Origin of the sequence: Pseudoalteromonas citrea (assembly GCF_000238375.3) — a bacterium.
Lineage (GTDB): Bacteria > Pseudomonadota > Gammaproteobacteria > Enterobacterales > Alteromonadaceae > Pseudoalteromonas > Pseudoalteromonas citrea.
Genome location: NZ_AHBZ03000027.1, coordinates 1,069,486 through 1,081,327 on the forward strand (window position 1 = coordinate 1,069,486; position 11,842 = coordinate 1,081,327).

The 11,842-nt window shown below is 42.6% G+C and carries 15 protein-coding genes; all 15 read right to left on the bottom strand.

Annotated elements, in window-relative coordinates:
* Positions 1–242: 242 nt before the first annotated feature.
* Positions 243–1,321 (bottom strand): IS3 family transposase gene (locus PCIT_RS22570; RefSeq protein ID WP_238347981.1). Its coding sequence is split into 2 segments (ribosomal slippage): positions 243–1,060 and positions 1,060–1,321, totalling 1,080 coding nucleotides; the frame shifts between segments, so codons are not numbered across the junction.
* 257 nt (positions 1,322–1,578) lie between these two features.
* Entirely contained in the window at positions 1,579–2,469 is an 891-nt protein-coding gene (locus tag PCIT_RS22575; RefSeq protein ID WP_010366163.1) for a hypothetical protein, read from the bottom strand.
* A gap of 146 nt (positions 2,470–2,615) precedes the next feature.
* Complete coding sequence (locus tag PCIT_RS22580) at positions 2,616–3,464, bottom strand: hypothetical protein (RefSeq protein ID WP_010366161.1); 849 nt, start codon at positions 3,462–3,464, stop codon at positions 2,616–2,618.
* Positions 3,465–3,708: 244 nt separating this feature from the next.
* Positions 3,709–4,143 (bottom strand): eCIS core domain-containing protein, encoded by a 435-nt coding sequence (locus PCIT_RS22585; protein WP_010366160.1) that lies wholly within the window; start codon positions 4,141–4,143, stop codon positions 3,709–3,711.
* 549 nt (positions 4,144–4,692) lie between these two features.
* The gene (locus tag PCIT_RS22590) at positions 4,693–4,956 is read right to left on the bottom strand and encodes a hypothetical protein (RefSeq protein ID WP_010366158.1); all 264 of its coding nucleotides are present in this window, start codon (positions 4,954–4,956) and stop codon (positions 4,693–4,695) included.
* A gap of 66 nt (positions 4,957–5,022) precedes the next feature.
* On the bottom strand, positions 5,023–6,576 hold the full coding sequence (locus tag PCIT_RS22595; RefSeq protein WP_010366156.1) for a hypothetical protein: 1,554 nt from the start codon (positions 6,574–6,576) through the stop codon (positions 5,023–5,025).
* A 3-nt stretch (positions 6,577–6,579) separates the two neighbouring features.
* A complete protein-coding gene (locus tag PCIT_RS22600; RefSeq protein ID WP_010366153.1) occupies positions 6,580–7,122 on the bottom strand; it encodes a hypothetical protein in 543 nt (180 codons plus the stop codon).
* Entirely contained in the window at positions 7,122–8,177 is a 1,056-nt protein-coding gene (locus tag PCIT_RS22605) for a hypothetical protein (RefSeq protein WP_010366150.1), read from the bottom strand. The genes PCIT_RS22600 and PCIT_RS22605 overlap by 1 nt, the downstream gene beginning before the upstream one ends.
* A 21-nt stretch (positions 8,178–8,198) precedes the next feature.
* Positions 8,199–8,579 (bottom strand): hypothetical protein, encoded by a 381-nt coding sequence (locus PCIT_RS22610; RefSeq protein WP_010366147.1) that lies wholly within the window; start codon positions 8,577–8,579, stop codon positions 8,199–8,201.
* Between the two features lie 82 nt (positions 8,580–8,661).
* Entirely contained in the window at positions 8,662–9,066 is a 405-nt protein-coding gene (locus PCIT_RS22615) for a RebB family R body protein (protein ID WP_010366144.1), read from the bottom strand.
* A 38-nt stretch (positions 9,067–9,104) separates the two neighbouring features.
* Positions 9,105–9,293: a RebB family R body protein gene (locus PCIT_RS22620; protein WP_010366141.1), complete on the bottom strand. Its 189-nt coding sequence runs from the start codon at positions 9,291–9,293 to the stop codon at positions 9,105–9,107.
* A 107-nt stretch (positions 9,294–9,400) separates the two neighbouring features.
* Positions 9,401–9,667: a RebB family R body protein gene (locus PCIT_RS22625; RefSeq protein WP_010366139.1), complete on the bottom strand. Its 267-nt coding sequence runs from the start codon at positions 9,665–9,667 to the stop codon at positions 9,401–9,403.
* Positions 9,668–9,762: 95 nt separating this feature from the next.
* A complete protein-coding gene (locus PCIT_RS22630; protein WP_010366137.1) occupies positions 9,763–10,032 on the bottom strand; it encodes a RebB family R body protein in 270 nt (89 codons plus the stop codon).
* 37 nt (positions 10,033–10,069) lie between these two features.
* Complete coding sequence (locus PCIT_RS22635) at positions 10,070–10,363, bottom strand: RebB family R body protein (protein WP_010366135.1); 294 nt, start codon at positions 10,361–10,363, stop codon at positions 10,070–10,072.
* 264 nt (positions 10,364–10,627) lie between these two features.
* A complete protein-coding gene (locus tag PCIT_RS22640; protein ID WP_010366133.1) occupies positions 10,628–11,827 on the bottom strand; it encodes an AraC family transcriptional regulator in 1,200 nt (399 codons plus the stop codon).
* Between the last annotated feature and the right edge of the window lie 15 nt (positions 11,828–11,842).

Sequence of the window (11,842 nt, forward strand, 5' to 3'; positions counted from 1 at the left end):
CATGAGGTTTTTCGGGGGACGTAAATCACGTTGCCGTTGAGGCGCATTAAGCGACCTAGTAGATAATGCTCTACGTCCTCGACTTTTAATAATGCTATGTTAAGTCCGTTAGTGCCCTTTAAATAGGGACACCTGTACATCATGGTAAGCAATATTTTTTGTGAGCGATACAGAGTTCTAGTCGCAAACTAAGTGACACTATTGTAACTCCACCCAATTTAGTACAGCTCTTTTGTAGAATTTTATGCAGCCTCAAGATAACTAATTGGTGTCATATCACCAAGTGAATCATGGGGTCGTTCATAATTATAAATATCTAACCATTCATCTGTGATTTCACGTACTTCTTGTAGTGACTCAAACAAGTATAAATCTAGCACTTCTTCACGGTAACTTCGGTTAAACCTTTCCACAAAGCCATTTTGATAAGGGCTACCAGGTTTTATAAACTCTAGCTTAATACTGTTTTCCATCGCCCACGTTTCAAGCATAGTGGAAGTAAACTCTGGGCCATTATCTACCCTAATTTGTTTTGGTTTGCCGCGCCAAGCAATGATCTGCTTTAGTGTCCTAATTACTCTCTCAGCCGTTAAACTGGTATCAACTTCAATCGCTAATGCTTGTCGATTGAAGTCATCGAGTACATTCAATGTTCTGAACCGATGTCCATAGCTTAATGCATCACTCATAAAGTCCATTGACCAAGATTCATTATGTTGCAGTGGGGCACTTAATGGTTCTGGCGTTCTCGTTGGTACACGGCGTTTTCCTTTACGTCTTAAGTTGAGTTTAAGCATGTTGTAAACACGTTCAACACGCTTCTTATTCCAAGGTTTACCCTTGTTGCGAAGCCTTTTAAATAGTTTGGGCAGCCCCCACCTTTGGTGACGTTCGATCAATGCTAGCAATGCGTCGATAACTTCATCATCTGATGGCCGTTTATGTTTGTAATAAAAAACTGAGCGGCTTAATCCAGCCACTTCACAAGCAAATGCGACGCTGACGTTAAATTGAGTTCTCAAATGCTCAACCCAAGCTCTGCGTCTACTTGTCTTTACAGCTTTTTTGCAATGATATCCTCAAGCATCGAGTGCTTTAAGCTCAGCGTTGCAAACATATCTTTTAGCTTACGATTTTCTTCTTCAAGTTCTTTAAGGCGTTTAACATCAGATGCTTCCATACCACCATATTTTGAGCGCCATTTGTAAAATGTGCTTTGGCCTATGCCATGTTTACGGCAAATTTCAGGCACTGGAATACCTGATTCAGCTTCTTTGATCATGCTGACAATTTGAGTTTCGGTGAACTTACTTTTTCTCATCGTAAATTTTCCTATTTTAGTTAATGGAAAATTCTACTTATGAACTGTTTCATTTTTTGGGGGAGTTACAGGGAGTTACAAATGGCTTTTATCTGAGCCATTGGTCAGCGTTCACCCCGATGATCACGTTAATTATTTTGCGCCGAGAAACTGGGCACCAGCCAATGGTCAGTTTGCAAGAGAACATTCACATATTCCGTTGGATTTCGGCTAATAGAAAAAAGACATATATGGACACTCCCAGGTTTTGTTATGGGTTATGCTTGTTGAACATTCTGAGGATGCACTGCAGCAATATTTTGATGCTCTGTAATTTTATCTCCTGCCTTTTTTACACCTGTTACACCTCTAACATTTTTCGATAATCCAGTTGCTAATGTTAACAATCCTGCTCCATTTTCACCTTCTGCCAATAGAGCGACCCCTGACACATCCAGTACAATGCCTTCAAAAGTGTTTAAAGTTGATGAAACAACAGCTATTATCTTTGGCCACATTGCTCCTACTTTCGTCTCCAACCAAACAGTATCTTTTAGGAAATCCAATATTGCTCTTAAACTTTTAATGATAGCCATAATAGCCGCTACTACTTGTGCTTTTAACGTAGCATCTTGGAAATGCTTAGGTGAAATAACTGCTCCAATGGCGATCATATCTATAGATGCAGCTTCTAGGGCCTTAAGCAGACCTTTGAATTGATTTAGTCCTTTATCCGTACTCTTATCAGAATAGACTTGAGTCCACTCTGTAAATCCTCTTACCATCTTTAGTAATCCAGACGTCCATATAGGCCATGATAACCAAGGAAATGCTGTTGCCATTGATCCAGCAGCCATTGTCATCCCACCTTCGATAATCAACAATCCAGATTGAAAACCTTTCCAACTGAATGGAACTTTCACCAAATCCTTTAGATCACATTGAATAACTTGTGATTGCCTCATTTGAGCAACACTATAATCATCTCTGGTTATTGCCAATTGGACCATTGCGTTGCCTTTGTCGTTTCTTCGATCAACTACCGAATTACCATTCCTTCTACTATCCACAAAGCCTAAGCCTTGTTTCCCATTACTTTTTGTCTGAGCAGAAAAATTAGCAATCGACCTATACTTTTTCTCTTTTGGGTTTTCTATTAGCGCATACATATCTCAAACCTTTTTAAATTGAACTTTAACGATTGTTATAAGCTGTCTTTTATTGCCTATAACAATGGGGCTAAAAGCTGTTTTTAATGGCTTTTAGGTTTTGTTATGGGCTTGCCTTCCAATGAACTAAGTTTTTATGAAAACATCTATAATCTGTGCTGTTGATCTTCCATTCTGGTCAAGAAGTTCATAGATGGGACATGTCCATAAGACGCTCCCATGTGACTTTTTACATCTTTCCTATACTCCTCATAAAGTTCATCTGCTTTCTTTACGGGCATGTTTTCCCCTATCATAACAATACTCTCGTCCATAGGGGTCACTGTAGATGCTTTAAACAAACGTTCATGTTGCGTATCTACATTCAAGTATCCACCAGGGGCATCTCGCTCGTCATAGCGATCAAGTAATTTTGATTCACTTATATCTGTTCGTAAATTGTTATTAATAAATCGGTAAAAGTGTTCTCCATGCAATTTCCATTCATGAGCTAATGTTTCTATCACCTCTAATTGATTTAAATTGCCTTTTTTACTCCCGTCAATACTTATAATAATCCGCGCTTTCGCATCCATATGTGCTTTATTCCATTCAGTCGTCTGATCAATATCATACCATTTACCACCATATTGTATTTCACATTTTGTGTTCCCATATTTCTTGCCCCCATAATCTTCGGTGGTTATTATCAAGTCCGTAAGCTTGTCAGTATAAATTGATGTAGGCAATATAGTCTTGAAATAACTGTAATCATTATAAAAACCACCTGTTTTAGAAAACTCTCCATCACGTATTACTTCTCTTTGAATGATTTCTATAGAGCGTCGTTTGCCTGTATCTCGCCCACTCATAATGGCATTTTGCAACTTTCTTTGAGCAACAGCCTCAGGTCTATTATCCACAAAAATTTGCATCACATTGCTTTTCTTTTGAGCAACTGAATTAGCAATAGCTCTACTTTTATTCTCTTTCGGTTTTTCTACTTGTTCATACATTTCTTTATCCTTTTAAATTATTCTTTATTGACTGTTATAGGCTGTTTTCATTGCCTATAACATGCTAACAAAGCCACCATGGACTTTATTCAGACTGTCTCATTATCACTTTATGGCCTTTTAACACCCTATCTAGCCGTTAAAAGACCACGATTGTTTAAAATCTCACATCTGAACGACTTTAAATCCTGCTGGCTCTTTAACATTGTCTATGGCAACAACGTAAATCAGCCTCCATCTTCACCTACCCCTGCCCACCTAAACGAACCGCCATCTCACCCCAGTCTGTCGCTTGTTGCTCAAGTTTAGGGTCGTCATTGACCGCCACACCATTAACTTCGGTGGTGGGCTTTACCATCCCCAGTGCTTGCTGAGCTATGTGGCCCAGTTCATGGGGGAGGTGCTTTTCTTGCCCTGGTGATAAATAAATGTCCTTGCCCTGCGCATAGGCATGCGCTTGCACCAGCGCGGGTTTAGGCGAGTTATAGTGTACTTGCACATTGGCTAGGTTCACCCCGGTGAGTTTTTCCATGCCGCGTTTTAGCCGTGGTGGTAACCCTTGTGTATGTGGGCGAGTGAGTACCTTTGCAAAGCGATGCGTTTTACGCTGCATTAAGGAGCTGGCTGCTGTGCTGGGTAAGGCTCTGTGTACTGCGCATTTTGCTTGAGTTAACCACATAATTCGTGTTCGCTATTGTTAATAAGAAGCCGTTTGATGCAAATACTATAGGCAAGATCCAGTGCATGTGATTGGTATTTGTTGTGGAGGTGTTTGGTATATTTTGCTTTTTTATTATGCTGCGAATTGATATGGGCCCTGACCTGCGTCAGGGAGACAATATAGGGGGCGGAGATAAAATTTGGGGCAGGGAGACGAATTGAGGCTGTAGGTGAATTAGGGATTGGGGGAGTAAAGTGCTGGGTTAGTTTATGTGGGCCCTGACCTGCGTCAGGGAGACAATATAGGGGGCGGAGATAAAATTTGGGGCAGGGAGACGAATTGAGGCTGTAAGTGAATTGAGGCTGTAGGTGAATTGGGGATTGGGGATTGGGGGAGTAAAGTGCTGGGTTAGTTTATGTGGGCCCTGACCTGCGTCAGGGAGACGAAATTAGAGGTGGGTGATGATGTCCACAATAAAGATAAAAAACTGCCTTACTCGGCTGGGTGAGCAAGGCGGTTTTTGGTGTTAAGTGAATAACACGTTGCTGGGCATTAACCCATAGGGGGTTATTCGTACTCGGTTGCTGCAACGGCTTGGGTTGCTCGTTGCTCAGCCTCCACTGGTGAGTTGTACTCAGCCTCACCTTGTAGTTGCTGAGCGGTTGCGTTGATGGCATTGACAACCGCATTGGTGGCCACTTGCTCAGCTTGTTCAGGTGTGCTGGTAGCATAGCCAGTACTTTGTTCTGCTACTAAAGTGTCAGTATATTCAACGGCGTTCGTTGCTTGTTGCTCTTCTTGGTTTACAGTGGGCTCTATTGGTTGGCTCATTACGGTATTTCCTTGTTGGTTGGTTAAAAATAACTAAATAAAAAAACCTATGCTAGGTTGGCTTCATCAATTTGGTGCTAAGGGCGCGAAGGGCCCTTCCACCCAGATTTCATTGTGACTGAATAAATCAGTGAGCTGCTGCGCCCGTGAACATGCAAGCTCTGCAAAAGACGTCTCCCAAATATTTCGATGCGATTTTACTTTAATCACTTTATGTTGGTCGGCTAACCAGTCAATCGCTAAAAATACGCTCTTTTCTATCGATTTTTGTCCATAGTGCGCATCTTGACCTGAGAGGAATACCAGCTGACGTTTGTCCTGTTGCGTGAGGTGCGACTCCCCAACACAGTACTTAATGCATGACCTAAACCACATGGGAAATGCCCGAACTGCCGCGATTGCTTCATCGGAAGGGTTGTTGGCGTTTTCTTGTGGCTGCTTTATTACATCATGAACAAGAGCGGGGAGTTGTTTCACGCTGTGTTGCCAGCTATTTAACGCGTCTATTGCAAAGCTGCGATATCCAGTGAGTGGAATCTCAGATAGCGGGCGAGCAGGGCTTGTTTCAGTTTTGGGTGTGTTTGTATTTGTTTCCAGAACAGTGTTTTTATGCTGAATTTTGGACTTTGCGCTGTGTGTGTGGGTATAAACTGACAGCAGTTGCGCACTAAATGCACGCCTTGCATTTACCAATGCTGGGCGATTAAGGCCATAGCTGTCAATGCTTAGTTCGCCACGGCTTAGGTGTATTTGGGTTTGGTGATCGAGTGTTGCAAACCAAGATGAAAAATCGCGCTCTTTGGCGGTATCACAAAGTATACCTGTGTAGGCCTGCACTGGGATCACATCCGGTTGTGACCAAATCAACTGCTCAACCTCAGGCGCGGTTAATTGTCGGGTCGCCATTAAAAAGGCGGCTACTTTGTCATAGCTATATGCTTGACCGGTAAATGGGTTAAAGCGAATATAGTCACGTGGCTTGTCATGGTAAGGGCTGACCAGTAAAGGATGCTCATTTTCAATGGCAACTTTAGGAAATCGAGGGCCGCTGACTGGGAAAAGCCCAATTTTGTGTTGTTCATTACACGCACGGCACACATAAAGTAAGTTCTCTTGTTCGTAGGCCAAAGCATAGTAAGGTGAGCATTGAGAGTGAATAACTTGTTTATCAATTGAGGCGTTATCAAGCAGTTCTACGGGTCTAAAGTGAGCGATTTCACCGCACTGTGTGGCGGCTAATGGGCTCTCACAGAGCGCGCAGCATCCGTCTGACAATTGTACTAAATGTGACCTTATGGTGTTACTGGCAAATAGCGCAGGGTCAAACGCGGCGTAGTTAAACCCTAACTCGAGATTATCTTGACTATCAGGTTGTACCGCTTGACTGTCGTAGCTTTTGGGCCGCGTGAGCATTCGCTCAGTGATAAAAATTAAGTTATCGACCAAATCACGGGCATAGCCTTCTTTAATCAGTAAAGTACGATCTTTTGTTGTGAGAGTGTGATACTTTGGTGCGCCTTCTAAACGTGCCATGAGCGCGCGCATTTGTTTCACTGCAGCCTGCTTTTTGACATCTTCATCAGCAGAGCATTCGATGCTTGAAAATTCAATGGCTATCATAGTTTAGCCCTGCGCTTGATGAGGTTGTGGGCCTTGGTTATGCGCTTCATGAGATGCCACTTTTTTTGCGACAGACGCTTCATAGTGTTTGCTCTGTGCTAATAATTGTTGCTGCATCTGTTTAATCGCGTCATCCATAGTTTGTTGCGCAGTCTGGGCAGCCTCTAATGCAGCGGTTTGTTGCGTCGTGAAAGAAGGCGTTAATATATTGCCTGCCGACTCATTTCCTGGCTGTGGCGTTGTGTTACCTAAGGTATAATCATCGTGCCCTAGCACATTTTTAGAGGGCCCTGATCCGTTGCTTTGATGTGGGTCTTGCTGCTGTTCAAATTGCTGTAATTGCTGACGAGAGTGCTCAATTAACGCAGCCGATTGTTGCAAAGAGCTGTCAATTGTATGCTGTGCATTGGCCAGCATGGTATCTATCCCTGCAAGTAAGTCATTCAACCCTGCTGGCACCGTCTTATTGGCCAAGCTATTTAAGTGATCTAGCGTTGTGGTTGCTGCTGTTTTATCTAACTTTTTATTGTTAGCTGAGTGGGCCATTATGCTTCTCCTTTAGGCGTATTTGTAGGGGACGTTATTACACTTTTAAGAGGTTTATCACTAACAATACTTAAGCACCCATCTGCGGCCACGCTCATCACTACACTGCGTTGCTCTAGTTCGAATACGTAATATTGCGCTAATCCGGCTTGGTTTACGAAGTGTTCGCTGGCAAGTGTTTGAGCCAGCAGCTTTTGCAGTCTTGCTATGTACTGGTGTGCTTGCGTGATAAGCTCGCAGGAGTCAGACAGGTCAATGTTTAATATGATGTTGAGTAGCCCAGTAGTGGCACTGTTAAAGCCAATGGTATTGCCTATTTCATGCCATTGTACAATGGCATGATTTAAGGTGTTTGCATCTAGTTCAAATGTCACTGTTGGACATTTTAAGTGAGAAAGTACCACGGGCTGCAGTTGCGCCATGAGTGTATCTATAGGGTCGACTTTTTTAGATAAGTATTGCTGCCATGCTAAGTAGATACAGTAGTAATGTGCAAACTCACTGAGATTTTGTGCTTTGCTTAAGGCCCACTTACAAGCACTCTTTGTTTGAGCGTTGGAGCATGAAAAAGCTTTCTCACAATAGGTTAATGTGCGCTGTAATGTGATCTGATCTTGAAAACTGGCGGACCATATGAGTGAAGCATCACTTAAATTATTGCGCTTGATAAAGTTATTTACAGTAGAAAAGTCACTGCTGTCTAGGAGGTGGTACTTTTTTAACAGCTGTGTCGGTTTTACTGGATCTGGTTTTTGTACACTGTCGCTAACAGCATATGATAGATCTCGTAGATCATTGGTACTTAAATTTAATAGTTTTTTTATGTCAGCAACCAATTTAACACTGGGTATTAAAACGAGTGACGAATTGCGAATGCCCAGAGCAAGTTGCTCAATTAAGCTATCGGCTGAATTAAAGCTGAAGTTCTCATCTTGATTACTAAGTAGTAGGTCAAATGCATTTTTGCTTTCAGGGATCAACTGTATCAATGTTTGAACCTTATCAGGCAATTGCTCTACAGCGGTCACTTCACTCTGGTTTATCATAATCGTCATAATTTACTCTCTGTTCTTGTTTTAACTATTAGATGACGGGGGCGTGTTGGCCTCGGTAGGGAATTGATCTAATAATGACCCTGCGTTGGTACTCACCGTTTTGAAGTTATCAGCCCCGTCTTTTACCATGGTATTGGCGGCGGCAATAATGGGACTATATTTAGCAACATCCCCCGTAGCTAGCATTTGCGCCATGGCAACGCCCATTGCAGTGGTGGCCATAGTATTTATATTTCGTAAATTATCGGTCGCGTCTTGTATTGCAATGGCTGAGGATTGCGAGACGGCTTGAAAGGCTTTTCCTGCCCCTGATAACTTTGCGGTTTCACCAGACAGTGCACTGTGCTGAATAACCTCCAGAGCATTGACAACTTGTGGGTTAACTTGTGTGGTATTAGACATGGTTAGTTACCTTTTTATCTATATTCACTGAAGTGCGTTGTTTACACACTCAATACCTGTTTTTATTTATAAACGATTTAGGCTAGCTTGATGCGCTGTCACTTGAACTTGATTTTTTTGTACCGCCTTCACTTGTGTTTGAAGGCAAAGTGGCCTCGTATTTTTTAAGTGCGGGCTCAATTTTTTGTACTGCGGTGATTGCATGCGTTAAATCGGCAATCGTCTGTTTTGCATCCGCTTTGAGCTTTTTTTCAGGCAGCGGTTTTGGTAATTCAATGTTTAGCATTTTTGCACAACTGGCAGTGGCAGCGGCGGATGCTGAAGTCTGTGCATTTTGCTGCGCTGTAATGGCGTTAAACATAGACATACCTAAGGTTTCTGTACCCGTTATATCGAGCATGCCCATAGATTGTGCCGCGGCTCCGCCGGTGAGTAATGCATTGAGTTGTGTGATTGAATCTGTTATTTGATCGTTAACTGTGCTCATTTTTATAGTCCTTACTGGTTTATTTCTTGAGATTGACGTTAACTTTTAGGTGCGACTGCTGCTTGTGCTGCACCCGCGCATACCATCAGTACACAACACTGTGTTACCGCCGCGTTCTGAGTTAACTGCGCATTTTTGTCATTGCTCACAGCATTTTCCATCAATAAGGCGATGGAGTTGGCCATTGCGATGGCTGCGATGTCTACTGAATAGAGCGAGTCGGTCATTATGTAGCCTCTTTAGATCAAGCGTGTATCTTAGTTGGCAAAGTCATTAACGCGTTTTGGGTGCAGCACTGCCGATTAAAGCTAAGCAATGCTGCGATACTCACTGATTAGCGAAATATCTTATGTGTTGCCGTGGCCGTTGCAGCTGTATCTACGCTAAAGAGCGTATTCACACCTTGAACCAGTGCAGCCTGTGCTGTAATGCCATTGTTCTGTTGCCCAGACGTTGCGTTATGCGCAGCATTTGACAATGCTTGGCTTGTTGCAATCATAAAATTGCCAGTTGCAAGCGCCGGTGCATCACCGAGTACTTTTGTGTTTACTTGAGATACTGAATCGGTAATTTGACTGTTTACTGCTGTTGGAAATGCCATAGTATTATTCCTTTTTAAAGTTTTAAAGTTTTAAAATGTAACCATTATGATTACAGGGGTATTTACTGGGGACGAAAAACACCTTAGCTGAAATATTATGAGCCAAGAATTGCTTTTGTTGCCATACCAGTAGATGCGGTATCAATGGAGTAAAGTAAGCTTACCCCCATTGTGGTGGCGGCTTGCGCCGTAATATTTGCTTGCTGCTGCGCTGTGGTGGCATTGTGGGCCGCGTTAGCAAGGGCTTGTGATGTCGCTTGAAATAAGTTACCCATTGCGACGGAAGGCGCGTCACCCAAAACTTGTACATTTGCTTGTGTTACTGAGTCGGTTATTTGACTGTTCACGGCTGTTGGAAATGCCATATTAATATCCTATAAGTTAAAATTATTGACCGAGTTATTAACCTAACCCTGCGACTTTATTACTTGGGGTAAGAATATCTTTGGTTGCGACGCCAGTGGTTGCTGTATCAATTGAGTACAACGTAGTCACCCCCATGGTGGTCGCAGCCTGAGCCGTTACTGACGTTTGCTGTTGTGCCGACGTTGCATTATGCGCAGCGTTTGCCAGTGCTTGTGAGGTCGCTTGAAATAAGTTACCCATTGACATAGCGGGCGCATCACCGAGCACTTTTACATTGGCTTGGGTGACAGAGTCTGTAATTTGGTCGTTCACTGCGGTTGGAAATGCCATAATTAAACCTTTTTGTTTTATGTTAATAATCAAATGAATAAACGTGTTTCTCTTAAGCAATAAAAACTTATTCACCTTGCCTAAGCACTGAACTCAGTATACGTACTGCACAGATTGGATGATTGGTAAGAACGCGTAAGCTAATTGGTAAAAACAGGCAATAAATAGGAGGAGTTAATTCACGTAGTTTGTATTGTGTTTACAGAGGAAGTTTAACCATTGAATAACAGTCAAACTTCACCTGCTACTACATGCTGTATGTGACTAATGTTTTGCTCTTTGATCTCGGTATACCCCAGGGCTAACCCCCACAACGGCTTTAAATTTGCGAACAAAAAAGCTTAAATCAGAAAAGCCAACATCATCGCACACCTCGGTGACTTGGCTATATGGGTTCTCTCTGAACAGCGCCATCGCGGTATTTATGCGGATGCGCAGTAGCGTTTGTTTAAATGAACGGCCTATGTAGCGCTTAAATAGAAACGATAAATGTGACGGGCTAACACACGCACATTCTGCGACCTCACTTAAACTCAAGGGTTGTGTGTAGTGTGCTTCTAAGTAATCTAGTGCCCTTTGCAATGCCGGGTGGCCCTGAGAACGTATTGTTGTTTTATCCACTTGTAAAGAAGTCGTATTAGGGGTTTGAAAGTATACTGCGAGTTCAGTCTCTAGGTCAGCATGGGCTTCTGCTAGAGGGGATTGTAAAGGGGCAGAGATATCAGAGTTTGACTGCGTATGATGTTCAAAATTGGGTGCCATACATGGAAACACTTCAATGAGTGCTTGTTTTGTGATCTCGGTGTTGTCGTCAACAAAGGTGAGCTTTTCTAAGCACCGTTTTAACTGCTTTACATTATCGGGCCAGCTATAGTTAGTAAGCAATGAGATAGCAGACTTTTCTAATTTTAATTGCCCGATACGTAGATCGGTCTTTTGATAATAACTTATCAGTGGCTCGACATCCCCTTTGCGTTGCGATAAAGAAGGTAACACTAACGTGAGGCAATAGTATTGTAGCCAAGTAAGCGAAGTATCGACTTGGCCTACCTCCGTCGTGGAGCATTGGCTGGTTGATGTAATGAGTCTAACAGCATTACTGAGGGGATTATCAAGTAACCAGTAATCTTTAATCTGTTCAAATTGTGCGCTACTGAGTGCATCAATATTCTTCAGGTAAACGGTGCCATGACAGGCTTGATTGATCAATGAGTCAAGCTCAACTCTGCTGTTCTCTGGTGCCCACGATTTACAACACGAGATAACCAGTTTGCCGCGTTGGTGTGGCGAATGTTGATGTATTTGTTGTACTGCAAGTGATTTACCTGTCCCTGATTTTCCGGTTATATGGATGGGAATGGTTGAACAAGCTAGTTTTTCAATATCTTGTTTTAGTTTAAAAAGTGCATCACTTTTGCCAATCCACGGGATTATGTTGGGTGTTATTTTTAACTGTACAGACATGATTTTTCCTTTCAT

Coding starts and splice junctions, on each gene's coding strand:
- PCIT_RS22575 (WP_010366163.1), bottom strand. CDS start 2,469: ATGTATGCGCTAATAGAAAACCCAAAAGAGAAAAAGTATAGGTCGATT.
- PCIT_RS22580 (WP_010366161.1), bottom strand. CDS start 3,464: ATGTATGAACAAGTAGAAAAACCGAAAGAGAATAAAAGTAGAGCTATT.
- PCIT_RS22585 (WP_010366160.1), bottom strand. CDS start 4,143: ATGTGGTTAACTCAAGCAAAATGCGCAGTACACAGAGCCTTACCCAGC.
- PCIT_RS22590 (WP_010366158.1), bottom strand. CDS start 4,956: ATGAGCCAACCAATAGAGCCCACTGTAAACCAAGAAGAGCAACAAGCA.
- PCIT_RS22595 (WP_010366156.1), bottom strand. CDS start 6,576: ATGATAGCCATTGAATTTTCAAGCATCGAATGCTCTGCTGATGAAGAT.
- PCIT_RS22600 (WP_010366153.1), bottom strand. CDS start 7,122: ATGGCCCACTCAGCTAACAATAAAAAGTTAGATAAAACAGCAGCAACC.
- PCIT_RS22605 (WP_010366150.1), bottom strand. CDS start 8,177: ATGACGATTATGATAAACCAGAGTGAAGTGACCGCTGTAGAGCAATTG.
- PCIT_RS22610 (WP_010366147.1), bottom strand. CDS start 8,579: ATGTCTAATACCACACAAGTTAACCCACAAGTTGTCAATGCTCTGGAG.
- PCIT_RS22615 (WP_010366144.1), bottom strand. CDS start 9,066: ATGAGCACAGTTAACGATCAAATAACAGATTCAATCACACAACTCAAT.
- PCIT_RS22620 (WP_010366141.1), bottom strand. CDS start 9,293: ATGACCGACTCGCTCTATTCAGTAGACATCGCAGCCATCGCAATGGCC.
- PCIT_RS22625 (WP_010366139.1), bottom strand. CDS start 9,667: ATGGCATTTCCAACAGCAGTAAACAGTCAAATTACCGATTCAGTATCT.
- PCIT_RS22630 (WP_010366137.1), bottom strand. CDS start 10,032: ATGGCATTTCCAACAGCCGTGAACAGTCAAATAACCGACTCAGTAACA.
- PCIT_RS22635 (WP_010366135.1), bottom strand. CDS start 10,363: ATGGCATTTCCAACCGCAGTGAACGACCAAATTACAGACTCTGTCACC.
- PCIT_RS22640 (WP_010366133.1), bottom strand. CDS start 11,827: ATGTCTGTACAGTTAAAAATAACACCCAACATAATCCCGTGGATTGGC.